This window comes from Salmonella sp. SSDFZ69 (assembly GCF_004010755.1).
GTDB lineage: Bacteria > Pseudomonadota > Gammaproteobacteria > Enterobacterales > Enterobacteriaceae > Salmonella > Salmonella enterica.
Window position 1 is genome coordinate 801,614 of the sequence record NZ_CP034831.1, and the last position, 26,337, is coordinate 827,950.

Annotated in this window: 26 protein-coding genes; 17 read left to right on the top strand and 9 right to left on the bottom strand. The window is 52.3% G+C overall.

The features are described 5' to 3' along the window. The first annotated feature begins 48 nt into the window (after nt 1-48). On the top strand, nt 49-849 hold the full coding sequence (locus EOS98_RS03945) for a FadR/GntR family transcriptional regulator (RefSeq protein WP_001576357.1): 801 nt from the start codon (nt 49-51) through the stop codon (nt 847-849). A gap of 314 nt (nt 850-1,163) precedes the next feature. Here EOS98_RS03945 and EOS98_RS25075 read toward each other — a convergent pair whose 3' ends face one another. Further along, nucleotides 1,164-1,271, bottom strand: a complete 108-nt coding sequence (locus tag EOS98_RS25075) for a hypothetical protein (protein WP_410960436.1) — start codon at nt 1,269-1,271, stop codon at nt 1,164-1,166. A gap of 810 nt (nt 1,272-2,081) precedes the next feature. On the opposite strand from EOS98_RS25075, the gene EOS98_RS03955 reads away from it, so the two are divergent. The 6 genes from EOS98_RS03955 (at nt 2,082) to speB (ending at nt 8,401) form a co-directional block, all read left to right on the top strand. Beyond that, nucleotides 2,082-3,554, top strand: coding sequence for a mannitol dehydrogenase family protein (locus EOS98_RS03955; RefSeq protein ID WP_023242890.1), 1,473 nt, complete (start codon nt 2,082-2,084; stop codon nt 3,552-3,554). A gap of 2 nt (nt 3,555-3,556) precedes the next feature. Next, nucleotides 3,557-4,573 carry a zinc-binding alcohol dehydrogenase family protein gene (locus EOS98_RS03960; protein WP_000853913.1) on the top strand — a complete coding sequence of 339 codons (1,017 nt, stop codon included), beginning with the start codon at nt 3,557-3,559 and terminating at the stop codon, nt 4,571-4,573. 13 nt (nt 4,574-4,586) lie between these two features. Then, a complete protein-coding gene (locus EOS98_RS03965; protein ID WP_000104231.1) occupies nt 4,587-5,594 on the top strand; it encodes an Ldh family oxidoreductase in 1,008 nt (335 codons plus the stop codon). Nucleotides 5,595-5,632: 38 nt separating this feature from the next. After that, complete coding sequence (locus tag EOS98_RS03970; protein WP_000965540.1) at nt 5,633-6,127, top strand: YhcH/YjgK/YiaL family protein; 495 nt, start codon at nt 5,633-5,635, stop codon at nt 6,125-6,127. A 192-nt stretch (nt 6,128-6,319) separates the two neighbouring features. Then, a complete protein-coding gene (locus EOS98_RS03975) occupies nt 6,320-7,276 on the top strand; it encodes an alpha/beta fold hydrolase (RefSeq protein ID WP_126523841.1) in 957 nt (318 codons plus the stop codon). 204 nt (nt 7,277-7,480) lie between these two features. Beyond that, nucleotides 7,481-8,401, top strand: a complete 921-nt coding sequence (gene speB / locus EOS98_RS03980) for an agmatinase (protein ID WP_000105550.1) — start codon at nt 7,481-7,483, stop codon at nt 8,399-8,401. 100 nt (nt 8,402-8,501) lie between these two features. Here the strand turns inward: speB and EOS98_RS03985 are convergent, their stop codons facing one another. Continuing rightward, nucleotides 8,502-9,260, bottom strand: a complete 759-nt coding sequence (locus EOS98_RS03985; RefSeq protein ID WP_000701830.1) for a M48 family metallopeptidase — start codon at nt 9,258-9,260, stop codon at nt 8,502-8,504. 275 nt (nt 9,261-9,535) lie between these two features. On the opposite strand from EOS98_RS03985, the gene tkt reads away from it, so the two are divergent. Then, nucleotides 9,536-11,527 (top strand): transketolase, encoded by a 1,992-nt coding sequence (tkt, locus tag EOS98_RS03990; protein ID WP_000098650.1) that lies wholly within the window; start codon nt 9,536-9,538, stop codon nt 11,525-11,527. 43 nt (nt 11,528-11,570) lie between these two features. On the opposite strand, the gene EOS98_RS03995 is transcribed toward tkt, so the two are convergent. The 5 genes from EOS98_RS03995 to EOS98_RS04015 are packed head-to-tail and all read right to left on the bottom strand — an operon-like array spanning nt 11,571 to nt 14,623. After that, nucleotides 11,571-12,227: an ABC transporter ATP-binding protein gene (locus EOS98_RS03995; RefSeq protein WP_126523842.1), complete on the bottom strand. Its 657-nt coding sequence runs from the start codon at nt 12,225-12,227 to the stop codon at nt 11,571-11,573. Then, a complete protein-coding gene (locus EOS98_RS04000) occupies nt 12,221-12,898 on the bottom strand; it encodes an ABC transporter ATP-binding protein (RefSeq protein ID WP_164550765.1) in 678 nt (225 codons plus the stop codon). Before EOS98_RS04000 ends, EOS98_RS03995 begins: the two co-directional genes overlap by 7 nt. Continuing rightward, complete coding sequence (locus EOS98_RS04005; protein ID WP_001524856.1) at nt 12,886-13,593, bottom strand: energy-coupling factor transporter transmembrane component T; 708 nt, start codon at nt 13,591-13,593, stop codon at nt 12,886-12,888. Before EOS98_RS04005 ends, EOS98_RS04000 begins: the two co-directional genes overlap by 13 nt. Further along, complete coding sequence (locus tag EOS98_RS04010) at nt 13,594-14,172, bottom strand: ECF transporter S component (protein WP_126523844.1); 579 nt, start codon at nt 14,170-14,172, stop codon at nt 13,594-13,596. 25 nt (nt 14,173-14,197) lie between these two features. Then, the gene (locus tag EOS98_RS04015) at nt 14,198-14,623 is read right to left on the bottom strand and encodes a PPC domain-containing DNA-binding protein (protein ID WP_094914083.1); all 426 of its coding nucleotides are present in this window, start codon (nt 14,621-14,623) and stop codon (nt 14,198-14,200) included. Between the two features lie 373 nt (nt 14,624-14,996). Here EOS98_RS04015 and epd point away from each other — a divergent pair, with 373 nt between their 5' ends. The 7 genes from epd (at nt 14,997) to EOS98_RS04065 (ending at nt 21,883) form a co-directional block, all read left to right on the top strand. Continuing rightward, entirely contained in the window at nt 14,997-16,043 is a 1,047-nt protein-coding gene (gene epd / locus EOS98_RS04025) for an erythrose-4-phosphate dehydrogenase (RefSeq protein ID WP_000218338.1), read from the top strand. Between the two features lie 21 nt (nt 16,044-16,064). After that, entirely contained in the window at nt 16,065-17,228 is a 1,164-nt protein-coding gene (pgk, locus tag EOS98_RS04030) for a phosphoglycerate kinase (protein ID WP_000111274.1), read from the top strand. Nucleotides 17,229-17,329: 101 nt separating this feature from the next. Next, complete coding sequence (fbaA, locus tag EOS98_RS04035) at nt 17,330-18,409, top strand: class II fructose-bisphosphate aldolase (protein WP_000034387.1); 1,080 nt, start codon at nt 17,330-17,332, stop codon at nt 18,407-18,409. 189 nt (nt 18,410-18,598) lie between these two features. After that, complete coding sequence (gene tnpA, locus EOS98_RS04045; protein WP_000502119.1) at nt 18,599-19,057, top strand: IS200/IS605-like element IS200F family transposase; 459 nt, start codon at nt 18,599-18,601, stop codon at nt 19,055-19,057. Nucleotides 19,058-19,346: 289 nt separating this feature from the next. Next, nucleotides 19,347-20,207 (top strand): small-conductance mechanosensitive channel MscS, encoded by an 861-nt coding sequence (locus EOS98_RS04055; RefSeq protein WP_000389833.1) that lies wholly within the window; start codon nt 19,347-19,349, stop codon nt 20,205-20,207. Between the two features lie 200 nt (nt 20,208-20,407). After that, nucleotides 20,408-21,043, top strand: a complete 636-nt coding sequence (gene argO / locus EOS98_RS04060) for an arginine exporter ArgO (RefSeq protein ID WP_000626863.1) — start codon at nt 20,408-20,410, stop codon at nt 21,041-21,043. A 93-nt stretch (nt 21,044-21,136) separates the two neighbouring features. Next, nucleotides 21,137-21,883, top strand: coding sequence for an oxidative stress defense protein (locus EOS98_RS04065; protein WP_126523845.1), 747 nt, complete (start codon nt 21,137-21,139; stop codon nt 21,881-21,883). A gap of 265 nt (nt 21,884-22,148) precedes the next feature. On the opposite strand, the gene argP is transcribed toward EOS98_RS04065, so the two are convergent. Next, on the bottom strand, nt 22,149-23,042 hold the full coding sequence (argP, locus tag EOS98_RS04075) for a DNA-binding transcriptional regulator ArgP (protein ID WP_000828345.1): 894 nt from the start codon (nt 23,040-23,042) through the stop codon (nt 22,149-22,151). A 152-nt stretch (nt 23,043-23,194) separates the two neighbouring features. Here argP and rpiA point away from each other — a divergent pair, with 152 nt between their 5' ends. Further along, nucleotides 23,195-23,854, top strand: a complete 660-nt coding sequence (rpiA, locus tag EOS98_RS04080) for a ribose-5-phosphate isomerase RpiA (RefSeq protein ID WP_000189741.1) — start codon at nt 23,195-23,197, stop codon at nt 23,852-23,854. A gap of 266 nt (nt 23,855-24,120) precedes the next feature. Continuing rightward, on the top strand, nt 24,121-25,353 hold the full coding sequence (gene serA, locus EOS98_RS04085) for a phosphoglycerate dehydrogenase (protein ID WP_001151627.1): 1,233 nt from the start codon (nt 24,121-24,123) through the stop codon (nt 25,351-25,353). Between the two features lie 380 nt (nt 25,354-25,733). Here the strand turns inward: serA and EOS98_RS04090 are convergent, their stop codons facing one another. Further along, nucleotides 25,734-26,330 (bottom strand): 5-formyltetrahydrofolate cyclo-ligase, encoded by a 597-nt coding sequence (locus EOS98_RS04090; RefSeq protein WP_079981935.1) that lies wholly within the window; start codon nt 26,328-26,330, stop codon nt 25,734-25,736. Between the last annotated feature and the right edge of the window lie 7 nt (nt 26,331-26,337).

A 26,337-nucleotide genomic window follows, 5' to 3' on the forward strand; every position in this document is an offset into this window, starting at 1 on the left:
AAACGACCACTCTCTGGCAGGGAAATTGTTTACCATAAACATTAGGATTTGTTTACACTACCCTCAAGTGGAGCAATTGCTGTCTACATAGGTATGTGCATGGAACAAATTTTAACCAAGCGGCGCTATTTTGATATAGGGCTGCAAATAGAAGAACTACTCTATTCAGGGGTATTTAAAGCTGGCGAGCGACTTCCGGCGGAGAGAGAACTCAGCGAGCGTTTTCAAACCAGCCGCACGACGATTCGTGAGGCGATTATTATGCTTGAGCTGAAGGGAGTGGTAGAGGTTAAGCAAGGCGCAGGCACTTACTTTATTGATAGTCTGGAGAAAATCAATCAAAAAGCGCTCTTGCCTTACTCAGACATTGGCCCCTTTGAATTGCTACAGGCCCGGCAGGTCATCGAAAGCAACATCACCGGTTTTGCCGCTACGCAAATAAGATTTAATGAACTTAAGCAGCTTAAACGTATTATTGAGCAGCAGGAAAAGCAGATTGGCGGCGACAGCGACAAATTTGAAGAACTGGATCGCCAGTTCCACAATATCATCGCGGAATCCACGCAAAATCGTGTATTAATGAAACAATCTGCAGAGCTGTGGCGGGCTGTCAGGACCGAAAATCCGCGCTGGAAGCAGTTAAACTATAAGTATTTACATAAGAAAGAGTTAAGAATGAAATGGGTGGAAGATCACCGTAGTATCTTCCTTGCATTGCAAAAACGCGATGCTGAGCAGGCCAGACAGGCCTCGTGGACCCATCTTGAAAACAGTAAAAATGAGCTGGTAAAAATCTTCCAACAGGATGATTCGCTGGAAGATTTTGATGATTTTTTCTTCGCCACCTGACGGCTATTTTCAGGCGGATGACATTTTTGTCAGCGATTAACCGGGCCTGCCGCCAAAAACAAGCCCGGAGAGAGGGAATCAGGCTTCGTAAACTCTCAGCTTATCCCAGTCAAACTCTACGCCAATGCCGTAGGTGTCCGGTGCCACGGCGCGATAATTGTCGACCACCAGCGGATGTTTGGTATATTGCTCGATCGGGAAACTGTGAACCTCCAGTCAGCCAGTCTCGAATGCGGAAACCAGTCTGACGTGTAATTCCTGCATACCGAGCGAGCATACCAAACGACCGCTATTCGTCGACAGACGCGCCGCCTTCAACCAGCCATTTTCCACAGCGGCTGTTTTTCACGTTTGCCTTTCAAATCCCAAAGGGCGATATCCACCGCAGACATCGCAAACGACGCGATGCCTCCGCAACCCATATAGTGAATATGCTATTCCATAAAGTCATAGATATCGTCAATCGCAGCGCCTCTTTCCCTGACAGTACCGGGGCAAGATCGTGATCGATCATCGCTTTAATTGCATACCCTCCCTTTCCGCCGGTATAGGAATATCCGGTGCCAGTTGAACCGTCTTCCAGCGTAATCGTCGTGGTTACCAGTTCGAAATGGCTATTATGCCATGTTTCGCGTCAACTAAGACCTCGGCCAGAGGGGCTTTGAAAGCTTTGTTTCAACGTGCCTAATCTGCGTCTTCATTAATTTTTTCCTGTTTTTAATCAATGGATTAATTTGCCAATTACGTCTAAAGGCGGCTCACTCCCCATCGCTTTAGCAGCGACCCGGATGATCAAAACCGTAACTGATGTTCTTAGGTTAACGTTGATGCTGATAATAAATTGAGTTCATTAATTCACTAGACAAACTATCAGATTTGGTTTGCTGTATTTCGGGTAATTATTGAACCAATCATGCGTGACATATACGCTCGCAGCGGGCGTGTTATTCAATAAAATATTGTTTTTCATGGTGTTTAATGATTGCTGGTTGTATGGGTGGTATGCCAATTCGTGGCCGATTTTTCTAATCAAACTCACGCTTTTGTGAATCGTAAAATTTATCCTGACAAGCGCATTTTATAACTAATTGATAAATAAGTTATTTTTATTCATTGTCTATTAGTCAGCATACCAGTGTAAAGAATATGGTGCCGTGAGTGTGATCATATTCACGGATTTTGGTATGGTGTTTAAGCAGAATTGGTAAACAAAAAAGGAGTGGGAAAAATTTATGGACACCATAGCTCGTCAGTTAGACGCCGCAAGGCACCAATTCAAAACGACTTATTCACGTCAGGGAATGGAAGCCAACATCGTACATATTGGATTTGGCGCCTTTCACCGTGGTCATCAGGCTGTTTATAACGATCTCACGAATGAGATAACCGGCAACCGCTGGGGGATTTTTGAACTAAATCTGTTCGGCGATGCGGAGCTGGTGGATGCGCTAAATGCGCAAGAGGGGCTGTTTTCAGTGGTGGAAACGTCAGCCAGCGCCATCAACAGTCGCCTGGTTCGTACCGTCACCGGCGCGTTGCATACGCCGAAGTCAGGTATTCAGGCGGCGATCGAGAAGCTAACTGAGCCGCAGGTAAAAATTGTTTCGTTGACGATAACGGAAAAAGGTTACTGCACCGATCCGCGGTCCAGAACGCTCGATCTCAGCCATCCGCTCATCAAACACGATCTTGCCGATCCTGAACATCCCCGGTCAGCACTCGGACTGATCGTCGAAGCGCTACGGATACGCCGCCAGCAAGGGCTTCCCCCGTTTAGTGTACTGTCGTGCGATAACATTCCGGAAAACGGTCATTTGACCAAAACGGCGATCGTTACGTTTGCCGATAATCTCGATCCGCAGCTGGCGGCCTGGATAGCGAAGCATGTCACCTTTCCTGGCACCATGGTCGATCGCATCGTGCCGGCAATGACGCCAGAGCAATTTGACATGATTAAAGACCAGATCGGTTTTGCCGATCCCTGCGGCATCGTATGCGAGGATTTCCGTCAGTGGGTTATCGAAGATAATTTCGTTGCCGGTCGTCCTGACTGGGATAAAGCAGGGGCGATGTTCGTCTCGGACGTGCTTCCCTATGAAGAAATGAAACTTCGTATGCTGAATGGCAGCCATTCGTTTCTCGCCTATAACGGCAGCCTGGCCGGATATGAGTTTATCTATCAGTGCATGGAAGACGACGCTTTTAAAACCGCCGTACATCATTTAATGACGGAAGAGCAGGCAAAATCGCTGCGCCCGAATTTGGCGGTAGATGTACATCAATATGCGCAGTTGCTCATTGATCGATTCAGCAACCCGAATATTAAACATAAGACCGGACAGATTGCGATGGACGGTTCTCAGAAGCTGCCTCAGCGGGCCGTCGATCCTTATCTGACGCTCCAGGCGCGCGGCGTTAAGGGCAGGGCGTTGGCGACGCTGATTGCGGGCTGGCTCCATTACGTCATTAATACCCTCTCTCAGGGGCAGAGTGTGGCCGACCCGCTCAATGATACCTTCAATGCGGCTATTAAAAATAAAAACACGCGATGGGAACAAGCGCTGTCTTTGCTGCAGATAAATAGCATCTTTGGAACGCTGGCCGGCGACAACGCAGACTTTTTAAACGACATTCAGCAGGCCTTTAACCATATTGAATTACATGGCGTCACGGCCACCATTCACCGTTTATCTTCAAAGGGTTAAGTATGAAAACGCTTATCTGTAATAATCCGGGAAATATCGAATACATTGAAAGGGATATTCCTCATTTAAAAGACGATGAAGTACTGTTAAAAATTAAAGCGGTTGGTATTTGCGGCACCGATATCCATGCGTTTGCTGGCCGCCAGCCCTTTTTTGCCTATCCGCGCGTGCTGGGTCATGAAATTTGCGGCGTGGCGGAAATGTTGGGTAAATCGTGCAGCACGGCGAAGGTCGGCCAACGCTATAGCGTTATTCCCTGTATTCCTTGCGGCGCTTGCGCAGCCTGCCGGGAAGGAAAAACCAACTGCTGTGAGAACGTCTCGCTGTATGGCGTTCACCAGGACGGCGGCTTTAGCGAATATCTGGCCGTTCGTGAACAAAATCTGGTTGAACTGTCGGATAACCTCACCGACAGCGCGGGCGCGCTGGTTGAGTGTTTCGCCATCAGCGCCCACGCAGTACGCCGCGCTGACGTGAAGCCGCAGCAAAACATTGTGGTGGTCGGCGCCGGGCCGATTGGGCTGGCCGCCGCCGCGATAGCAAAAGCCAAAGGCGCTCGCGTCGCGGTAGCTGATATTGACGCCGAACGCCGTCGTCTGGTAGCCGAAAAGGTAGGCGTTGCAACGCTCGATCCGTCGTCAGACGACTATATTGATGCGCTGAAAGCCTGTTTCTCCGGTGAATTAGCCGGCACTGTGCTTGATGCCACCGGCAATAAATCCTCCATGAGCCGCGCTGTCGATCTGATTCGTCACGGCGGAAAAATCGTCTTCATCGGGCTGTATATCGGCGAGCTCGTCATTGACGATCCGACCTTCCATAAAAAAGAGACCACGCTATTGAGCAGCCGTAACGCGACGCGGGAAGACTTCGAATGTGTCATTGAGCTCATGGCTCAGGGCGCTATTAGCGAAACAATGATGAAAAACCAGGAATTCGATTTCTATACGTTCGGCAACCAGTACCAGAAGAACGTGGTAGAAAACAAAAAATTGGTTAAAGGCGTTATCAAATTTTAATAGCGGGATAGTTATGTCAACAATATTAGTCAAAGAAAATGAATTGAAAGCGCTGGCGTTTAATAAACTCACCCAGGCGGGTCTTGACGCGCAAACGGCGCAGCAGGTAGCCGACGTTTTGGTTCATGCCGATATCACCGGCGTTCACTCCCACGGCGTTATTCGCGTAGAGCACTATTGTACCCGCCTGAACGCAGGCGGGCTCAATCCAAAAGCAACATTCAGCATCGAACAGATTTCGCCTTCTGTCGCTATTCTGGACTCTGATGATGGAATGGGGCACTGCGCGCTGATAAAGGCGACAGACCACGCTATTAGTCTGGCAAGAGAGACGGGGCTGGGCTTCGTCAGCGTCAAAAATACGTCCCACTGCGGCGCGCTCTCGTGGTTCATTGAGCAGGCGACAAGCCAGGGAATGGTGGCTATCGCCATGACGCAAACGGATACCTGCGTTGCGCCGTATGGCGGCGCGGAGCGCTTTCTGGGGACTAACCCAATCGCCTTCGGCTTCCCCGTTAAAGACAGCCATCCGATGATCGTCGATATGGCGACCAGCGCCATTGCGTTTGGTAAAATTCTGCACGCCAAAGAAACCGGGAAACCAATAGGTCATGGCCTGGCGCTGGATAAAGAGGGACATATCACTACCGATCCGCATAAAATTGAAAATCTGCTGCCCTTTGGCGGACACAAAGGTTCTGGTATTGCCCTGGCGATTGATGCGCTCACGGGCGTTCTGATGGGGGCAAACTTTAGCAACCATATTGTTCGGATGTATGGCGACTATGACAAGATGCGCAAGTTAGCGAGTCTGGTTATCGTTATTGATCCGCAGATGTTGGGCAATCCGCTGTTTTCCTCGATAATGAGCACAATGGTCAATGAGCTAAGGGCTGTAAAACCGATGCCCGGTGTTGATAAAGTGCTGGCGCCAAACGATCCGCAAATCGCCTATAAAGAAAAATGTTTAAAAGAAGGTATTCCTGTGGCTGAGGGTATTTACCAGTACCTGATTGGCTGATAATTATAATCACGACCATTATTTAGGATAACTATAGTATGCTATATGGAAATATAGAGCAGCTTACTTTATTACCTTACGTTAACAACATTATTAAAAAACTTATCATCGAAGCGGTGAAGATAGCTGAAGACCAGCCTGCTGGTAGATATGAACTTTCTTTCCCGGAATCATTTCTTATGATAAGCGAAGGAGAAACGCACTCTTCGTTAAACCGCAAAGCTGAACTTCATAAAAAATATATCGATGTTCAGATTTTACTAAGCGGTTATGAGGAGATTGGCTATTCCAACAAAATTGATACCAGGATAAAGGAGCTTGAGCATCTTCCTGATGACATCATCTTTCCTGAATGTGTCGCTAATGAGCAGTTCGTTACATTAAATCCTGGCGATTTCGCGCTTTTTTACCCCAACCAGATCCACCGTCCGCTTTGTACGCGTGGTAAACCTGCGCCGGTTAAAAAAGCGATTGTGAAAATTCCGGCCACGGCATTTAGCGAGTCAAGCTTGCCCTGTCAGACGAAGGAATAAAGAAAGCGCCAAATACAATTCAGGAAGAGACCTTCAAGTCATCCTGAATTACAGCCAGAATGAATAAGGTGGCACTTTTCTGACTTCAGAGCCTTTTCGCGTTGAGGCTAATCGCGGAAAGGCTTTTTACGTTCTGTAAAAAGAGGATGCGGGGTCTCCCCGGTAAATAAGTGAAAATGATACAAATCGATTTTGATGTTATTTTTGTTCAATCTGAATAATATGGTCTTTTACACGGAAAGTGATTGGCGAGGTGTTATGAATCATATTTTTAAATTAGCATTTATTTTTATTGTCAATATTATATTTTTAATAAATGCTTCAGCAACAACGATGGACAAAGATAAATTTGTGGAAGCGAATGGTATCAAAATTCATTACGTTGAAGAGGGCGAGGGGCCTCCGCTGCTGTTGATTCATGGTGGTGGTCTGACGGCGAAAAGTTGGCAGGGATTAGCGAAAGAGGCATCTCGATATTTTCGCGTCATCATGCCGGACAGTCGTGGACATGGATTAACCAATAACCCGCAAGGAACGTTTAGCTATGATCTGATGACGGAAGATATGGCGGCTTTTGTTAAAGCGCTGAAGCTGGAAAAACCGCTGGTGATGGGTTACAGCGATGGCGGCATGGTCGTTCTGAAGTTAACCAGCCGATACCCGGATCTAGCGCGCGCTGCTATCGTCGGCGGCGCAACGCATCGCTTTGCTACGGCTCATTACATGCAGGGGATGGAAATTTTTTATGGTAAAGGAATGCCTCAGGGGCAATTGACCGATCGCGATCTGGATAAAATGGCTTCGGATGCGCCCGGGATGGTTAAATTTTATCAGAACATGCATCATCCAGAGCAAAAAGACTACTGGCGCACGTTCCTCAAAGGTGTCTGGCCAATGTGGACAACGCCCACATCGCTGGCGGAAGAAGAGGTGAAAAAAATCCACATTCCTGTGCTATTACTGGACGGCGACCGGGATGAATTTTTCACCGTTGAAGAGGTAACGAAGCTGTACCGGCTGCTGCCTCAGGCGGAGATGACCCTCATTCCCGGTAGCGGTCACGCCATTTTCCAGACGCCAGGAAAAACACCGCTGTTTTACGCATTAGTGCTTGAGTTTTTACAGCGGCAAATCCCTAAGACCTCTTAACTGGCCGCGATGGACGTATGAGCCTACTGATTTGCGCTGGATATATATTTTTTTCGGGCGTTGTCTACTGTACCTGGCTAAACTGACTTCAATAATGCGGTCTGTCAGAGTAAACTTTGAGCCGTAAACAAATTCAAACCCTTCCTCGTCGGGCCTAACGACGCGGGAGGGTTTTTTTATATTGACTAAGAAGAGGTTTTTGCCATGAGCACCTTAGGTCATCAGTACGATAACTCACTGGTTTCTAATGCGTTTGGTTTTTTACGTCTGCCAATGAACTTCCAGCCGTATGACAGCGATGCCGACTGGGTGATCACTGGCGTACCGTTTGATATGGCAACGTCCGGTCGCGCTGGCGGCCGTCATGGCCCGGCGGCGATCCGTCAGGTGTCGACCAACCTCGCCTGGGAACATCACCGTTTCCCGTGGAATTTTGACATGCGCGAGCGCCTGAACGTCGTGGACTGCGGCGATTTGGTGTATGCGTTTGGCGATGCCCGTGAAATGAGCGAAAAATTACAGGCGCACGCTGAAAAACTGCTGTCTGCAGGCAAGCGTATGCTCTCTTTCGGCGGCGACCACTTCGTCACGCTGCCGCTGCTGCGCGCCCACGCGAAACATTTTGGCAAAATGGCGCTGGTACATTTTGACGCGCATACCGATACCTACGCTAACGGCTGCGAATTCGATCACGGCACGATGTTCTACACCGCGCCGAAAGAAGGCCTGATCGATCCGCATCATTCGGTACAGATCGGTATTCGCACGGAGTTTGACAAAGACAATGGCTTTACCGTGCTGGATGCCTGCCAGGTCAACGATCGCGGCGTGGATGATATTCTCGCTCAGGTGAAACAGATCGTCGGCGATATGCCGGTCTATCTGACCTTTGATATCGACTGTCTGGACCCGGCGTTTGCGCCTGGTACCGGTACGCCGGTGATCGGCGGCCTGACCTCCGATCGCGCCATTAAACTGGTACGCGGTCTGAAAGATCTGAACATTGTCGGTATGGATGTAGTGGAAGTCGCGCCGGCTTACGATCAGTCGGAGATCACCGCTCTGGCGGCCGCGACGCTGGCATTAGAAATGCTCTATATCCAGGCGGCGAAGAAGGGCGAGTAAGTTGTTTTGCCGGATGGCGCTGCGCTTATCCGGCCTACAGCTGATTGATGCTTGTAGGCCGGATAAGGCGTTCACGCCGTCATCCGGCACTGTTCGGGGGTTATTTGATCCCGTCTGCGCTCATACGATCGCGCACATGCTGTGCGCGTGCGGCGGACGCCGGGTGATCGTCGAACATCGAGCTTTGACGACCCGCTTCCAGTTTTGCCAGTTTCTCAAAGCTGGTGGCGAGTCCTGCCGGACTGATACCGCGTTTGCGCAACAGATCGTAAGAATAATCATCCGCTTCGGACTCCTGACGCTGGGAGAACTGCGAGTTCACCAGTTTTTCGCCAAGATCGCCAAGCTGTGATTGCGACAGGCTGCCGACAACGCCTCCTGCCGATGCCGCCGCGACGCGCACTGCGTTAGTGCCCAGCGCGACCTGCATCCCTTTCTTTACATGACCCAGCGCGACATGGCCCATTTCATGACCGATCACGGCTTCAACTTCGTTGTCGGTCATCATATCCATCAGTCCGCTGTAGACGCGGATACAACCGTTCGCCATGGCAAACGCGTTGACGTCTTTCGTCTCGTAAACCTTATAGTTCACCGGCTGGCCGTTAATGTTATCCCCCAGCGCGGCGGCAATTTTTGCCAGTCGTTTAGTGTATTCGCTGCTCGCCGGCGCGATTTTCGCTTTGCTGTCGAGCTCTTGACAGGATTGATCGCTCAGCGCTTTTACCTGCGCATCGCTTAACGTATAGGCCTGAAAAGCTTCAGCACCCGAAGAAAGCAGTCCATTAGAGTCCATATTCTGGCAACCGGTCAGCACCGTCGCCATGCCCAAAGCAAGCAGTAAAGCGCGAATTTTCATTTTTCTCTTCCATACGAATTAATATTATTTTGAAATGCGCCCGTTGCAGATGAATTAGCGCCTGGGTTAAGTATAAAGAAAAGCGTGGCAGGCAAGTTAGCTAATTGCGCAACATGCGAGCACGATCCGGAGATTTCTGAAGCGGTAAAAGGATGTTCCATGTACATGACGCGCGGCTTGGGGTAAATTGTTGGCAAATTTTCCGGCGTAGCCCAAAACGCGCTGTCGTCAAGTCGTTACGGGCATGGCCTTTCAACATCCGATCTGGAGTCAAAATGTCCTCACGTAAAGAGCTTGCCAATGCTATTCGTGCGCTGAGCATGGACGCAGTACAGAAAGCCAAATCCGGTCACCCGGGTGCCCCGATGGGTATGGCTGACATTGCCGAAGTCCTGTGGCGTGATTTCCTGAACCACAACCCGACCAACCCGTCCTGGGCCGACCGCGACCGCTTCGTGCTGTCCAATGGCCACGGCTCAATGCTGATTTACAGCCTGCTGCACCTCACCGGCTATGACCTGCCGATGTCCGAACTGCAGAATTTCCGTCAGCTACATTCAAAAACCCCGGGTCACCCGGAAGTGGGCTACACCGCTGGTGTTGAAACCACTACTGGCCCGCTGGGTCAGGGTATTGCCAACGCCGTCGGGATGGCGATTGCCGAGAAAACTCTGGCGGCGCAGTTTAACCGTCCTGGCCACGACATCGTTGACCACTTCACCTACGTCTTTATGGGCGACGGCTGCATGATGGAAGGCATTTCTCACGAAGTGTGCTCTCTGGCTGGTACTCTGAAACTGGGCAAACTGATCGCGTTCTATGATGACAACGGTATCTCTATCGATGGTCATGTTGAAGGCTGGTTCACCGATGACACCGCGAAACGTTTTGAAGCCTATGGCTGGCACGTTATCCGTGGCATTGACGGTCACGATGCCGACGCCATTAAACGCGCCACGGAAGAAGCTCGCGCCGTGACTGACAAACCGTCCCTGCTGATGTGCAAAACCATCATCGGCTTCGGTTCGCCGAACAAACAGGGTACCCACGATTCCCACGGCGCGCCGCTGGGCGACGCGGAAATCGCGCTGACCCGCGAACAGTTGGGCTGGAAGTACGCGCCGTTCGAAATCCCGTCTGAAATCTACGCCCAGTGGGATGCGAAAGAAGCCGGCCAGGCGAAAGAGTCTGCATGGAATGAGAAATTCGCGGCTTATGAGAAAGCCTTCCCGCAGGAAGCTGCTGAATTCACTCGTCGTATGAAAGGCGACATGCCGGCTGACTTCGATGCGAAAGCGAATGAGTTCATCGCTAAACTGCAGGCGAATCCATCCAAAATCGCCAGCCGTAAAGCGTCCCAGAATGCCATCGAAGCCTTCGGTCCGCTGTTGCCGGAATTCCTTGGCGGCTCTGCAGACCTGGCACCGTCTAACCTGACCCTGTGGTCCGGTTCTAAGGCTATCAACGAAGACGCGGCGGGTAACTATATTCACTACGGTGTGCGCGAATTCGGTATGACCGCTATCGCCAACGGTATCGCCCTGCACGGCGGTTTCCTGCCGTACACCTCCACCTTCCTGATGTTCGTCGAATATGCCCGTAACGCAGTGCGTATGGCAGCGTTGATGAAACAGCGTCAGGTGATGGTGTACACCCACGACTCCATCGGTCTGGGCGAAGATGGCCCGACGCACCAGCCGGTCGAGCAGGTGGCAAGCCTGCGCGTAACGCCGAACATGTCCACATGGCGTCCGTGCGACCAGGTGGAATCCGCGGTGGCGTGGAAATACGGCGTTGAGCGTCAGGATGGCCCAACCGCGCTGATTCTGTCCCGTCAGAACCTGGCGCAGCAGGAACGTACTGAAGAGCAACTGGCGAATATCGCCCGCGGTGGTTACGTACTGAAAGATTGTGCGGGCCAGCCGCAGATTATCTTCATTGCGACCGGTTCTGAGGTTGAGCTGGCGGTTGCCGCTTACGAAAAACTGACTGCCGAAGGCGTGAAGGCGCGCGTGGTTTCCATGCCGTCCACCGACGCGTTCGACAAGCAGGATGCGGCCTACCGTGAAGCTGTCCTGCCGAAAGCGGTCTCTGCGCGTGTGGCGATTGAAGCGGGTATCGCTGACTACTGGTTCAAATACGTCGGCCTGAACGGCGCTATTGTCGGGATGACCACCTTCGGTGAATCCGCCCCGGCAGAGCTGTTGTTTGAAGAGTTTGGCTTCACGGTGGACAACGTGATCGCCAAAGCGAAAGCACTGCTGTAATCCTTAATACGGCATAAAACGGGTCGCTTCGGCGACCCGTTTTTTATTCCTCCTTTGACAACCTGCCGTTTTCCAGCCGTACCACCCGTGAAAAATGACGCCGGGTAAACGCAGCGTCATGGCTAATCGCCACGACGCTGGTTCCCCGTCCCCGGCATGTCGCCAGCCAGTGTTCAAATACGGTTAGCCAGTGGGCGTCAAAATCCCGGCTGGGTTCATCCAGCAATAACACAGGCGGCGCCATCGCCTCCAGACTGGCGACCGCCACCATCCGGCGCTGCGCGGCGTGCAGATCAAGCGGGTGTGCCTCGGCGACGTCCGTTAGCTGGCATAACCGCAGCGCGGCCTGCGTGCGCCGTGAAATTTCCTCCGCCGATAAGCGTTGTAGTTTCAGCCCAAAAGCGACCTCTTGCGCGACATTGCTGTGGAAAATCTGGTTTTCCGCTTCCTGAAAGAGTACGCCGATAGCGGCGGCGCGTTGACGATTTTTAAGCTGCGCAATCGGCTCTTCATTAAGCGTAACCGAGCCGGAAGTGGGGGAAAGCAGGCCGGCCATAATCCGTAACAGCGTTGATTTTCCCGCGCCGTTATCGCCGGTCAACGCCAGCCATTCGCCGTCACGAAGTTCAAGCGAGATGGCGTGCAGACAGTCGGCTGCGGCATCCGGCCAGCGATAAGCGACCTGATTTAACGTCAACATAATGGGGTTAGCGCTCCGTCGCGCAATTGCCATACCCGCTGGCATCGCGTCAGAAAAGGAAAGTGATTACGTTCAAAAAGCACAATGAGAGAATGACGTTCCAGCGCCCACTGTTGTAGCCGTTCCAGCAGTGTCCCGGTGGCCGCTGACGTCAGCCGACTGAAGGCTTCATCAAGAACTAATAATCTGGGCTGCATGGCAAGCGCGCTGGCAATTACTACCCGCTGCGTTTCGCCGCCGGAGAGCGTGCCGGGATGGCGATGGCGTAACGACTGGCAGTTTGTCAGAGTCAGCGCCTCGTCAATGCGCCGTAGAATTTCCGCTTCATGGAGGCCGAGATTCTCCGGGCCAAACGCCACCTCTTCCTCTACGCTAAAGGTACAGCCGGAAAGCTGTAAATAAGGCGATTGCTGCACCAGCTGGATGGTGGGCGACTGTTCTACCAGCGGGAGCCGCCCGATAGGTACGCCAAGCAGTAGGCCTGTGCCGTTAATATTGCCGGGGAGATAATCCGGATACCAGCCAGCCATCAGTTGCGCCAGCGTACTTTTTCCGCTGCCGTTATCGCCGACTATCGCCACTATTCCGGGTGTTGAATAGTGGAAATCAAAACATGCCGGCGGGCGTGTCGCATCGGACGGAAGATAACGAAACTGCTCTAACGTAACCATATCCATACTCCCGCTTCCGCCACTATTAGCAGTACCATGCCATACCGCGCAACCCGTTGTAACATGCTATCTTTCGGCGCCCACAGCGTGGTTCGGGCTCGATGCAGCCGAAACCCCCGCATATCCAACGCCGCGCCGCGTATTGTCAGATCGTTAAGCGCATTTTGCGTAAGCGGCACGATCAGCGCAGGCATTGCCCGTAGCCGCTGATACCAGCCTTCATCCAGCGGTACGCCACGCGCGCGCTGGGCTTCATGAACGATCGTCAGTTGTCGTTTGAGCTGTTCGACGACCAGCAGAGGGCCAGCGAACAGGTAAGCGATGCCGGGCGGCAGACGTGAAGCGAACAGGGCGCGAATAAACCGCTGAACCGGCACATACTGCATCCATAGCTGCGACGTCGACACGATCGCCAGCAGACGTAGCCATAGCGTAACGGCATATACCCAGCGCTGCGGATCGCGAGGCTGCCCGCTTATCCATTCCGTTAGCCAACCGCCATGTACCAGCCATAGCCCAAACCCTAAAGACAGCATCAGCCAGGCGACATACTTCGCCCGCCGCCGCGTTGATTTCAGCGCCAGCAGACAGAGGAAGGCCGCCGCGCTATAAACCGGGAGCACGGTCTGCGCAGGGAGTAGCAGCGTGGTGCAGGCCGCCAACGCCCATAAGGTTAACGAGGTAAACGGATGCATTTAGCGTACAGCTGACATCGCAGGAAAATGCCGTGTCGTACGTAACGGTAGCTGACGCAACAGCACCCAAACGATGATCGCCGTCAGAATTTTATCGACCAGATTAGCGCTTATGACGGTAATCGCGACTGACTCCACCAGGTTTTGGCCCATTGAATGCATCCAGGCGACGAACAAATCAGCGCCGCTGCCGGTAACGCCGCCAAAAAGCGCGGTACGAAGCGGTACGGCGACCAGCGTCACCGCCAACGTAATGACGACCCCGCTGACGATCACTTTGGGCAGGGTACGAAACCAGCCTGCGCGCGCCAGCCACCCGGCGACCAGACCGATAACCATCGCTACCGGGGCAAACGCGGCAGCGATAGGGTCGGTAAGCAGCCCCCACAGCAAGTTGGTCAGAAGCCCAGTCAACATGCCGATGAACGGCCCTAACAGTACCGCGCTAATTAAGGTGCCGATCGAGTCGAGAAAAATAGGCAGCTTCAACATGCTAATAAGCTGTCCGCCAATCATATTGATGGCAATAGCGATGACAATCAGCACCAGAGACTGGCTGGAAAACGGGCGACGCGCCATAAAGTACCTCTTAAAGAGTCGTCAATTAACGGGAAGAAATATGCAGTTCGTCATAACCGGAAATGGTGCACGGTTGACGGCTGAACGTCAGCGCTGGCAGCTCGCCGATAACCAGCTCCAGCGTGGTACGCACGGTACACCCTGGCATCATATGGCCGCCGAGCATGGCCCCGTAGGGATCCGATACCGCGAGATGCAGATGCTCGCCGGTCAATTCAAGCGTGCCGTTTAGCGAGATAACTTCAAACGTGCCGGTGAGCGATGTGGTCGCCTCTTGCCCGGCATAACGCAGCGCAACATCGGTCAGACTGCCGGTACACCCTGCTATCCAGGCGGCACGTAATTGGTTCTGTTGCACAAAGGCGTGTAATTGGGAAAACACTTCCTGGCCGGGAAGCAGACGAAGCGCGTAAAAGCGCGCTGTAGAGGCGTTGTGGTGAGATACAGTCATCGTTACAGGACTCCGAGACTCGGACGTGGCGCTGATAATATAGACGCTGGCGGCAGCGCTTTCTGATATAAATCAGTATTTGTGACGCGACGATGAAAAGATCTGACGGATGTACTGGTGATTCTTAAATATGGAATAAATTGCAGCGTAAGCGGCCATGAAATGTGATGCAGGTCAGATAACTGTCTTCTTCGACTGGACAAACATTCCTTTTATTCCCCGTTTCGCTTATTCTAGCTGAAGCGTTTCAGTTAGTTAAATGTTCGACAATTAACCAATCAGTCGCAGTTTGCGACAGGTGAGGTTTTACTCGACGATGAGCTGCATTACTCTGTCAGCCTCATCTGAATCGGGATAGCCTTGCAGGAGACCTATGACCGTACGCATAGCGATTAATGGCTTTGGTCGCATCGGGCGTAACGTGGTTCGTGCTTTGTATGAATCCGGACGTCGGGCGGAAATTACCGTGGTGGCCATCAACGAGCTGGCGGATGCCGCAGGCATGGCGCATTTGTTGAAATACGATACCAGCCACGGGCGTTTTGCATGGGAGGTTCGCCACGAGCGCGAGCAGCTTTTTGTCGGCGACGATGTCATTCGTATTCTGCATGAACGAACGCTGGCGGATCTGCCGTGGCGCGAACTGGGCGTGGATGTCGTGTTGGATTGTACGGGCGTATATGGCAACCGGGAGCATGGCGAGGCGCATATTGCCGCTGGCGCGAAGAAAGTGCTCTTTTCTCATCCGGGCAGCAACGATCTTGACGCCACCGTCGTTTTTGGCGTGAACCAGAACCAACTGCGTGCGGAACATCGTATTGTCTCAAACGCGTCCTGTACCACGAATTGCATAATTCCCGTCATTAAATTGTTGGATGATGCTTACGGCATCGAGTCTGGTACCGTCACGACGATCCACTCCGCGATGAACGATCAGCAGGTGATCGACGCGTATCACTCCGATCTACGGCGCACGCGCGCGGCCAGCCAGTCGATTATCCCGGTAGATACAAAACTGGCGGCAGGCATTACGCGTATATTCCCGCAGTTTAACGATCGTTTTGAGGCGATTGCGGTGCGCGTTCCAACCATTAATGTGACGGCGATCGATTTAAGCGTGACGGTGAAAAAACCAGTAAAAGCCAGTGAAGTCAATCAGTTGCTGCAAAAAGCAGCACAAGGTGCATTTCATGGTATAGTTGACTATACGGAATCACCGTTGGTCTCGATAGATTTTAACCACGACCCGCACAGCGCCATTGTTGATGGCACGCAAACCCGGGTCAGTGGCGCCCACCTGATCAAGACGCTGGTCTGGTGCGATAATGAATGGGGCTTTGCTAACCGGATGCTCGACACCACGTTAGCGATGGCCGCAGTTGGTTTCAGGCTCGACGCGTCAGCGTCGACAAAACTTTAAGCATCATTGAGAGGATTCACCATGTCTGTAATTAAGATGACCGATCTGGATCTGGCCGGGAAACGCGTTTTTATCCGTGCGGATCTGAACGTACCTGTTAAAGAAGGGAAAGTGACCAGCGACGCGCGTATCCGCGCCTCTCTGCCGACCATCGAACTGGCTCTGAAACAGGGCGCGAAAGTGATGGTAACTTCCCACCTGGGTCGTCCTACCGAAGGCGAGTACAACGAAGAATTCTCTCTGCTGCCGGTTGTTAACTATCTGAAAGACAAACTGTCTAATCCGGTTCGCCTGGTCAAAGATTACCTGGACGGCGTTGACGTGGCCGAAGGTGAGCTGGTGGTTCTGGAAAACGTTCGCTTTAACAAAGGCGAAAAGAAAGACGACGAAGCGCTGTCTAAAAAATACGCCGCCCTGTGTGACGTATTCGTGATGGACGCCTTTGGTACTGCGCACCGCGCGCAGGCTTCTACCCACGGTATCGGCAAATTTGCTGACGTCGCGTGCGCAGGCCCGCTGCTGGCCGCTGAACTGGATGCGCTGGGTAAAGCGCTGAAAGAACCGGCTCGTCCGATGGTGGCTATCGTTGGTGGTTCTAAAGTATCTACCAAACTGACCGTTCTGGATTCCCTGTCTAAAATCGCTGACCAGCTGATTGTCGGCGGCGGTATCGCCAACACCTTCGTTGCCGCTCAGGGCCACAGTGTCGGTAAATCCCTGTACGAAGCTGACCTGGTTGACGAAGCAAAACGTCTGCTGACCACTTGCGATATCCCGGTTCCGACCGATGTTCGCGTTGCCACCGAGTTCTCCGAAACCGCACCGGCGACTCTGAAATCCGTTAACGACGTGAAAGAAGACGAGCAGATCCTGGATATCGGCGATGCTTCCGCTCAGCAGCTGGCTGAAATCCTCAAGAATGCCAAAACCATTCTGTGGAACGGCCCGGTTGGCGTGTTTGAGTTCCCGAACTTCCGTAAAGGGACTGAAATCGTGGCGAATGCCATCGCTGATAGCGAAGCGTTTTCCATCGCTGGCGGCGGCGACACCCTGGCTGCAATCGACCTGTTCGGCATTGCTGACAAAATTTCCTACATTTCTACTGGCGGCGGCGCATTCCTCGAATTCGTGGAAGGTAAAGTTCTGCCAGCCGTAGCGATGCTCGAAGAGCGCGCTAAGAAGTAATCGTTACGGGCAGGGATTCCTGCCCGTTGATTTATCGCCGATCTGACATTCAGGGCGGCCCGTGTTTTTTCCCAAAGCCCGACGATACAGGACAACGAAACATGTCTAAAATTTTTGATTTCGTAAAACCAGGCGTGATCACTGGTGATGACGTACAGAAAGTGTTCCAGGTAGCAAAAGAAAACAATTTTGCTCTGCCGGCAGTTAACTGCGTGGGCACTGATTCCATCAACGCTGTTCTGGAAACCGCTGCAAAAGTTAAAGCGCCGGTCATCGTTCAGTTCTCCAACGGCGGCGCGTCCTTCATCGCGGGTAAAGGCGTGAAAACTGACGTACCTCAGGGCGCGGCAATCCTGGGCGCTATCTCTGGCGCGCATCACGTTCATCAGATGGCTGAGCACTACGGCGTGCCGGTTATCCTGCACACTGACCACTGCGCGAAGAAACTGCTGCCGTGGATCGACGGTCTGCTGGATGCGGGTGAAAAACACTTCGCGGCTACCGGTAAACCGCTGTTCTCTTCTCACATGATTGACCTGTCTGAAGAGTCTCTGCACGAAAACATCGAAATCTGCTCCAAATACCTGGCGCGCATGTCCAAAATTGGCATGACTCTGGAAATCGAACTGGGTTGCACCGGTGGTGAAGAAGACGGCGTGGACAACAGCCACATGGACGCTTCTGCTCTGTACACCCAGCCGGAAGACGTTGATTACGCGTACACTGAACTGAGCAAAATCAGCCCGCGTTTCACCATTGCCGCTTCCTTCGGTAACGTACACGGCGTTTACAAGCCGGGTAACGTGGTTCTGACCCCGACCATTCTGCGTGATTCTCAGGAGTATGTTTCTAAGAAACATAACCTGCCGCACAACAGCCTGAACTTCGTTTTCCACGGTGGTTCCGGTTCTACTGCTCAGGAAATCAAAGACTCCGTAAGCTACGGCGTAGTGAAAATGAACATCGATACCGATACCCAATGGGCAACCTGGGAAGGTGTTCTGAACTACTACAAAGAAAACGAAGCGTATCTGCAAGGTCAGCTGGGCAACCCGAAAGGCGAAGATCAGCCGAACAAGAAATACTATGACCCGCGCGTATGGCTGCGTGCTGGCCAGACTTCGATGATCGCTCGTCTGGAAAAAGCATTTAAAGAACTGAACGCGATTGACGTTCTGTAATATAGTCTGCTGATTGAAATGGCTTCCCTTGGGAAGCCATTTTTTTGTCTATGGAAAACCCCCAGCTAGGCTGGGGGTTCCGGAAAGCTTTCAGCTTTAAGCCAGTTATTAAAACCCCTTTTGATTTGTTAAAACATCTTGCGGTCTGGCAACTGCAAAAGTTCAACAAGAAATCAAAAGGGGGTCCCAATGGGGGACGAAAAGAGCTTAGCGCACACCCGATGGAACTGTAAATATCACATAGTTTTCGCGCCCAAATACCGAAGACAAGCGTTCTATGGAGAGAAGCGTAGGGCAGTAGGCAGCATATTAAGAAAATTGTGTGAATGGAAAAACGTACGAATTCTGGAAGCAGAATGTTGTGCAGATCATATTCACATGCTTCTGGAGATCCCGCCGAAGATGAGTGTGTCGAGCTTCATGGGATATCTGAAGGGTAAAAGTAGTCTGATGCTTTACGAGCAGTTTGGGGATCTAAAATTCAAATACAGGAACAGGGAGTTCTGGTGCAGAGGGTACTATGTCGATACGGTGGGTAAGAACACGGCGAAGATACAGGACTACATAAAGCACCAGCTTGAAGAGGATAAAATGGGTGAGCAATTATCGATCCCTTATCCGGGCAGCCCGTTTACGGGCCGTAAGTAACGAAGTTTGATGCAAATGTCAGATCGTATGCGCCTGTTAGGGCGCGGCTGGTAAGAGAGCCTTACAGGCGCATCTGAAAAACCTCCGGCTATGCCGGAGGATATTTATTATCGTTATTTCCGGAGAGCGGCGTTAGTTAGCGCTTTCATCCGGCCAACTCACAGTGTACCTGCCTTTTTTGGGATGATGCCGAAAAATGGCATATTCTTCTGTTTTTGTTTACCTTTAAAAAGTTCTTTTCGTGAGAATGATCTCATTTGCTTGTTTTGCTATGACCAAGGAATATTGAATGGAAGATTTGAATGTTGTCGACAGCATAAATGGTGCGGGCACCTGGCTGGTACGCAACCAGGCGTTATTGCTCAGCTATGCTGTGAATATTGTTGCGGCTATCGCTATTATCATCATCGGCTTGATTGTAGCGCGCGTGATTTCCAATACGGTAAATCGTCTGATGCGTGCGCGTCATATTGATGCGACAGTGGCCGACTTTCTTTCTGCGCTGGTGCGCTATGGGGTTATCGCTTTTACGCTGATTGCGGCTCTGGGTCGCGTGGGGGTTCAAACCGCCTCGGTTATTGCCGTACTGGGCGCCGCTGGTTTAGCCGTTGGCCTGGCATTACAGGGATCGCTTTCTAACCTTGCGGCTGGGGTATTGCTGGTTATGTTCCGTCCGTTTCGCGCCGGTGAGTATGTCGATTTAGGCGGCGTTGCCGGTACGGTACTGAATGTGCAAATCTTTTCCACAACAATGCGCGCGGTAGACGGCAAAATTATTGTGATTCCGAATGGCAAAATTATCGCGGGAAATATCATCAACTATTCTCGTGAGCCGGTTCGCCGTAACGAATTCATTATTGGGGTGGCCTACGATTCGGATATCGATCAGGTGAAACAGCTGCTAACGACGATTATCGAGTCCGACGATCGTATTTTAAAAGATCGCGAAATGACGGTGCGTTTGAATGAGCTGGGCGCCTCATCAATTAATTTTGTGGTGCGTGTCTGGAGTAAAAGCAGCGACCTGCAAAATGTCTACTGGGACGTGCTGGAACGTATTAAACGTGAATTCGACGCCGCTGGTATTAGCTTCCCGTACCCGCAGATGGACGTCAATTTTAAACGCGTGAAAGATAACGCCGCGGAGTAATTTTTCTCCCGCGCTGCCTGCCGGCGCTGCGCTTATCCGCCTCCAGTATTCTCTGGTTATTGAGCGGATAAGCGTAGCCGCCATCCGTTATTCAGTCTCTTCATTAGCTTTTCTTATTAGTGATTAAAATTATCAATTTCCGCTAATAATATTCCCGCGCTATAGTCTGCCTTTAAGAAAAACAGCTCAGGGTAGTTAACGTGATATCTTATTATTTTCAAGGGTTTGCCCTTGGCGCCGCCATGATCCTTCCGCTTGGCCCGCAAAATGCGTTTGTGATGAATCAGGGAATTCGCCGCCAGTACCACCTCATGATAGCGCTGCTTTGCGCGTTAAGTGATTTAGTCCTGATTAGCGCCGGTATTTTTGGCGGCAGCGCGTTGCTGATGCAGTCGCCGTGGCTGCTGGCGCTGGTCACATGGGGCGGGGTCGCGTTCTTGTTATGGTACGGTTTTGGCGCGCTGAAAACGGCAATGAGCAGTAATCTGGAGCTGGCCAGCGCCGAGGTTATGAAGCAGGGGCGCTGGAAAATTATTGCTACGATGCTGGCGGTAACGTGGCTGAATCCGCACGTTTATCTGGATACGTTTGTCGTGTTGGGCAGTCTCGGCGGACAACTGGCTATGGAGCCAAAGCGCTGGTTCGCCCTCGGCACGATTAGCGCGTCGTTCTTATGGTTTTTTGGGTTAGCGCTACTGGCGGCCTGGCTTGCGCCTCGACTGCGTACGGCGAAAGCTCAACGCATTATCAACATTCTGGTTGGGGTGGTGATGTGGCTTATAGCCTTCCAACTGGCGCGGGAAGGCGTCGCGCATATGCACGCGCTTTTCAACTAAGCGTTGTCTGATGGACAACAGGCCGATATCCGCTAAGCTTGCCTGCATGCGCCCTGTATATCAGGGCAATGACTGTAATATGGAGGAGAGACTGTGAAGTTCAAAGTGATGGCCCTGGCGGCATTAGTGGGTTTAAGTGCAATGTCGGCGCAGGCAAGCGAATTGCCGGAAGGCCCGCACATCGTGACTTCCGGTACGGCAAGCGTCGATGCTGTGCCTGATATCGCCACCTTAGCGATTGAAGTGAACGTCGCGGCGAAGGATGCGGCGACGGCGAAGAAGCAGGTCGATGAGCGCGTGGCGCAATATCTTTCCTTCCTTGAGCAAAATCAGATTGCGAAAAAAGACATTAGCGCGGCGAATCTGCGCACACAGCCGGATTATGATTACCAAAACGGTAAAAGCATTCTGAAAGGGTATCGCGCGGTGCGAACCGTTGAGGTGACGCTGCGTCAGTTAGATAAACTCAATTCGCTGCTGGACGGCGCGCTGAAGGCGGGTCTGAACGAGATTCGTTCGGTATCGCTGGGCGTGGCGCAACCGGACGCCTATAAAGACAAGGCCCGTAAAGCCGCCATTGATGACGCGATTCATCAGGCGCAAGCGCTGGCAGCCGGTTTTAACAGCAAATTGGGGCCGGTTTACAGCGTTCGTTACCATGTCTCTAATTATCAGCCGAGTCCGGTGGTGCGAATGATGAAAGCCGCAGATGCTGCGCCAGTATCCGCGCAGGAAACTTACGAGCAGCCGACCATTCAGTTCGACGATCAGGTCGATGTGGTATTCCAGCTTGAACCTGGAGCAGGGCAGACGTCGACAACGGCCGCCAGCACGCAGTAATCTCGCCCGGCCTGGGCGCTTCCAGGCCGCGTTTTCTCCCGGCGTTCGCGTTTTTTGCTCCGTATTACGCATTGAAATGAAGATTTGCTAATACGGTGAGCGTTTTGAATCTTCTTGTCGCCAGCAAAAAATAGCCAATGACGCGTCGTTTTTTGCCGCCTGAACGCAATGATTTTGTGATGAATTCCAAAGAAGTGACGGGGGAATAATGGGTCATGCAGGCCGGATAAGACGTTCACGCCACCATCCGGCATTCATAGAGAGGCTAATCCTGACGCAGTACCTTGTGCCCGTACTCCAGCAGCGCGTCGGTCACTTTGCGCATCATCCGGCTTTCTGGGGCAAAGCGGTGCCAGTAAAGCATCCGGCGCTGTAGCAAACCAGGCGTTAAGTTGATCAACTCGCCGCTTTCCAGCTCTTTCTCAATCTGCAGGTGAGGGATCATGCAGCAGGTCGTGCCCTGACGCGCAAGCTGTACAAACGCTTCGGATGAATTAACGATATGGCACGGCACGCTGCCGGGCGGTAGATCGAAATTCTGTTGTAAAAAGGCCTGATGCATATCATCCAGATGGTCGAACGCGACGGCGGGCGCTTTCAGCAGCGACGACCGGGTAACGCCATTGGGGAAATAGCGCTCGGCAAACGGCTTTGACGCGACAAACAGATAGTCGAGCGCGCCCAGTTTGTCCACCAGGCAACTGGGCAGCGCCTGATGCTGGATACTCACCGCGCCCACCACCTCGCCGCGACGCAGACGTTCTTGCGTGCGCGTTTCATCTTCCACCTGTAAATTGAGACGGATAGGGGAGTCCGCCAGCACCGGCGCTAGCGCCGGAAGCAGCCAGGTCGCCAGACTGTCGGCGTTAACCGCCAGCGACAGCAGCAGCGGCGTAGAGCCGGTTTGTTCATCGCCCAGCCACTCTTCTTCCAGCAGTTCAACCTGACGCAGCAGAGCCAGTAATTTTTGCCCTTGCTCCGTGGGGCGAGGAGGAACGGTACGCACCAACAAAGGTTGTCCGAACATATTCTCAAGCTGTTTTATGCGCTGTGAGACGGCGGATTGCGTGATGCACAGCTTCTGGGCGGCGCGCTCGAATCCTCGTTCACGTATAACGGCATCCAGCGCCTGTAGTGTTCTGTAGTCCGGACGTTTCATTGTTGTGTCATGCTCCTGTTATTTTTTTCGCACTATGACATAAATTTGCCGTCGGTACAGATGAAATCCGTAGCCTGTGTACGGACACGGAGATTTTTCCCGACAATGTTCTATAATGCGGCTGTATTTTCACACCACAGGCGAAACGATCTATGACGCAGGATGAACTGAAAAAAGCGGTAGGATGGGCGGCACTTCAGTATGTACAGCCCGGCACCATTGTGGGCGTTGGTACAGGCTCAACGGCCGCACACTTTATTGATGCGCTGGGCACAATGAAAGGCCAGATTGAAGGCGCGGTCTCCAGCTCGGACGCCTCGACTGAAAAACTCAAAGGCCTCGGTATTCACGTGTTTGATCTCAACGAAGTGGATAGCCTGGGTATCTATGTCGACGGCGCGGACGAAATCAACGGTCATATGCAGATGATCAAAGGCGGCGGCGCGGCATTAACCCGTGAGAAAATTATTGCTTCCGTGGCGGAGAAATTTATCTGTATTGCGGATGCCTCTAAACAGGTGGATATTCTTGGCAAATTCCCGTTGCCGGTTGAAGTGATTCCGATGGCGCGCAGCGCGGTCGCTCGTCAACTGGTGAAGCTGGGCGGGCGTCCGGAGTACCGTCAGAACGTGGTCACGGATAACGGCAACGTGATTCTGGATGTTTATGGGATGGAAATCCTTGACCCTATCGCGCTGGAAAACGCCATTAACGCGATTCCGGGCGTCGTGACCGTAGGGTTGTTCGCCAACCGTGGCGCCGATGTCGCACTGATCGGCACGCCGGACGGGGTGAAAACCATCGTAAAATGATCCCGCCAGGCGTATTTCCTGCCGCGTAAAAAATTCGGTCAGGGCAAATTTGGTGACATGTATCACGTTTAATCGTTTGCCCTGCCGATCCCTCCAAAGAAAAAGTTATTCCCGGTATTTTCATCTGCTATTTCCCGCTGTATGCGATTCCTTCACGACGCTGGCGCAAACGTTCATATTGCCGTGATAATTTTTTTTGATATGTTGAAGGACGGATGCAAATCCACACACAACATCAGATGGCAAAAAAAGACAGGATCGGGGAAATGGCAAAGGTATCGCTGGAGAAAGATAAAATTAAATTTCTGCTGGTTGAAGGGGTGCATCAAAAGGCGCTGGAAAGCCTTCGTGCGGCAGGTTACACCAACATTGAATATCACAAGGGCGCGCTGGACGCTGAACAGTTGAAAGCGTCCATCCGCGATGCCCATTTCATCGGTCTGCGATCCCGTACTCATCTGACAGAAGAAGTGATTAACGCCGCAGAGAAGCTGGTGGCGATTGGCTGTTTTTGCATCGGCACCAACCAGGTGGATTTAAATGCGGCGGCAAAACGCGGTATTCCGGTCTTTAACGCGCCATTCTCGAATACCCGTTCCGTGGCGGAGCTGGTGATTGGCGAGCTATTGCTGCTGCTGCGCGGCGTGCCGGAAGCGAACGCCAAAGCGCACCGCGGCGTATGGAATAAACTGGCGGCGGGATCGTTCGAAGCGCGCGGTAAAAAGCTTGGCATTATCGGTTACGGCCATATCGGAACGCAGTTGGGCATTCTGGCGGAATCGCTGGGGATGCATGTCTATTTCTATGATATTGAAAATAAACTGCCGCTTGGTAACGCAACTCAGGTGCAGCATCTGTCTGAATTGCTGAATATGAGCGATGTGGTCAGTCTGCACGTACCTGAAAACGCCTCCACCAAAAACATGATGGGCGCAAAAGAGATTGCCCTGATGAAGCCGGGTTCGCTGCTGATTAACGCCGCGCGCGGTACGGTAGTGGATATCCCGGCTTTGTGCGACGCGCTGGCGACGAAACATCTGGCGGGGGCGGCTATCGACGTCTTCCCGACGGAACCGGCCACTAATAGCGATCCGTTTACCTCTCCGCTGTGCGAATTCGATAACGTGATCCTGACGCCGCATATCGGCGGCTCGACGCAGGAGGCGCAAGAAAACATCGGTCTGGAAGTCGCAGGAAAACTGATTAAGTACTCGGATAACGGCTCGACGCTGTCCGCCGTGAACTTCCCGGAAGTGTCGCTGCCGCTGCACGGCGGTCGTCGCCTGATGCATATCCACGAAAACCGCCCGGGCGTATTGACCGCGCTTAACCAGATCTTTGCCGAGCAGGGCGTTAACATTGCCGCGCAGTATCTGCAAACCTCCGCCCGAATGGGGTATGTGGTGATTGATATAGAAGCCGATGGCGATGTGGCGGAGAAAGCGCTGCTGGCGATGAAGGCGATTCCGGGCACCATTCGCGCCCGTCTGCTGTACTAATTTCTTCTAAATGGGCAGGAGATGACCTGCCCATCCTTTCTCTGGTTTCCCTGCCTCAACATCTCTTCGTGTAACGCATACATTCTGTTTTCGAGCCTTGCCGCAATTGGTAATTAAAGGCAGCGTTGCGTGTTGTACAGCAATAAAAGGAATTTACGATAAAGGCTCAGCATAGCGCTGAAACGGGAAAGCCCCTGGCGAAGCAGGGGCTCTAAAAAGGAAAGGGACGATGATGAGATACGTCATCATGCTGCTGATCCTGTTAATCATCGCTACGCCAGCATATTAACAGAGAGTACGCAGGAGGGAGGTTCGCCTCCCTCACCCTTCACCGAGAAATTTAGGTCAAAAAAGCGACGCTGTCAATCGGTAAAACACGGCTACCATTCCCAAACTTTTGACGGCGTCACCACCGCAGGCAGCGGGATATCCCACTCTTCAACCGGCAGCTTTTCTACTAACTGGCAATCATGCGCGTAGCCCACAGGTAGGATCTTATGCTGCTGCCAGTTTTGCAACGTACGGTCATAAAATCCGCCGCCCATCCCCAGGCGCTGCCCGTCTTCGTCAAACGCGACTAACGGCGTTACCAGCACATCCAGCTTTGCCAGCAGTAATACGTCGCGGACATCAAGCCGTGGCTCCCGGATCTTTAAGCGGTTGGTCACCAGCGCACTCTGCGGATGATAGTGCAGGAACAGGAGGTTGCCAGGGCTGAAGGGATGAAGAACCGGAAGGTAGACGCGCTTGCCCGCTCGCCATAGCTGTTCAATCAGCGGCTGGGTGTCGAGTTCGCCATCAAAGGAGAGAAACACGGCGACAGTGTGCGCCATCACGACGGGAGGAAAGCTGAGCATTCGGGCGGCAGCCTGTTGACCAAAACGGCGTTGCTGCTCTGGCGTCAGCGCACGGCGACGTTGCCGAATCATTCGGCGGATTTCTTGTCGTGATAAAGAGAGTTCGGGAAGTTGCGTCATGGCTGTC

What these genes read in the sequence shown, in the direction of transcription:
- EOS98_RS03965 (WP_000104231.1), top strand. Translation starts at nt 4,587, where the DNA reads ATGTCAACAATATTAGTCAAAGAAAATGAATTGAAAGCGCTGGCGTTT.
- EOS98_RS03970 (WP_000965540.1), top strand. Translation starts at nt 5,633, where the DNA reads ATGCTATATGGAAATATAGAGCAGCTTACTTTATTACCTTACGTTAAC.
- EOS98_RS04000 (WP_164550765.1), bottom strand. Translation starts at nt 12,898, where the DNA reads ATGGTTACGTTAGAGCAGTTTCGTTATCTTCCGTCCGATGCGACACGC.
- epd (WP_000218338.1), top strand. Translation starts at nt 14,997, where the DNA reads ATGACCGTACGCATAGCGATTAATGGCTTTGGTCGCATCGGGCGTAAC.
- pgk (WP_000111274.1), top strand. Translation starts at nt 16,065, where the DNA reads ATGTCTGTAATTAAGATGACCGATCTGGATCTGGCCGGGAAACGCGTT.
- EOS98_RS04010 (WP_126523844.1), bottom strand. Translation starts at nt 14,172, where the DNA reads ATGGCGCGTCGCCCGTTTTCCAGCCAGTCTCTGGTGCTGATTGTCATC.
- EOS98_RS03960 (WP_000853913.1), top strand. Translation starts at nt 3,557, where the DNA reads ATGAAAACGCTTATCTGTAATAATCCGGGAAATATCGAATACATTGAA.
- serA (WP_001151627.1), top strand. Translation starts at nt 24,121, where the DNA reads ATGGCAAAGGTATCGCTGGAGAAAGATAAAATTAAATTTCTGCTGGTT.
- fbaA (WP_000034387.1), top strand. Translation starts at nt 17,330, where the DNA reads ATGTCTAAAATTTTTGATTTCGTAAAACCAGGCGTGATCACTGGTGAT.
- EOS98_RS03985 (WP_000701830.1), bottom strand. Translation starts at nt 9,260, where the DNA reads ATGAAAATTCGCGCTTTACTGCTTGCTTTGGGCATGGCGACGGTGCTG.
- EOS98_RS03995 (WP_126523842.1), bottom strand. Translation starts at nt 12,227, where the DNA reads ATGTTGACGTTAAATCAGGTCGCTTATCGCTGGCCGGATGCCGCAGCC.
- rpiA (WP_000189741.1), top strand. Translation starts at nt 23,195, where the DNA reads ATGACGCAGGATGAACTGAAAAAAGCGGTAGGATGGGCGGCACTTCAG.
- EOS98_RS04005 (WP_001524856.1), bottom strand. Translation starts at nt 13,593, where the DNA reads ATGCATCCGTTTACCTCGTTAACCTTATGGGCGTTGGCGGCCTGCACC.
- EOS98_RS03955 (WP_023242890.1), top strand. Translation starts at nt 2,082, where the DNA reads ATGGACACCATAGCTCGTCAGTTAGACGCCGCAAGGCACCAATTCAAA.
- tnpA (WP_000502119.1), top strand. Translation starts at nt 18,599, where the DNA reads ATGGGGGACGAAAAGAGCTTAGCGCACACCCGATGGAACTGTAAATAT.
- tkt (WP_000098650.1), top strand. Translation starts at nt 9,536, where the DNA reads ATGTCCTCACGTAAAGAGCTTGCCAATGCTATTCGTGCGCTGAGCATG.
- EOS98_RS04055 (WP_000389833.1), top strand. Translation starts at nt 19,347, where the DNA reads ATGGAAGATTTGAATGTTGTCGACAGCATAAATGGTGCGGGCACCTGG.
- EOS98_RS04015 (WP_094914083.1), bottom strand. Translation starts at nt 14,623, where the DNA reads ATGACTGTATCTCACCACAACGCCTCTACAGCGCGCTTTTACGCGCTT.
- EOS98_RS25075 (WP_410960436.1), bottom strand. Translation starts at nt 1,271, where the DNA reads ATGGGTTGCGGAGGCATCGCGTCGTTTGCGATGTCTGCGGTGGATATC.
- argP (WP_000828345.1), bottom strand. Translation starts at nt 23,042, where the DNA reads ATGAAACGTCCGGACTACAGAACACTACAGGCGCTGGATGCCGTTATA.
- speB (WP_000105550.1), top strand. Translation starts at nt 7,481, where the DNA reads ATGAGCACCTTAGGTCATCAGTACGATAACTCACTGGTTTCTAATGCG.
- EOS98_RS04090 (WP_079981935.1), bottom strand. Translation starts at nt 26,330, where the DNA reads ATGACGCAACTTCCCGAACTCTCTTTATCACGACAAGAAATCCGCCGA.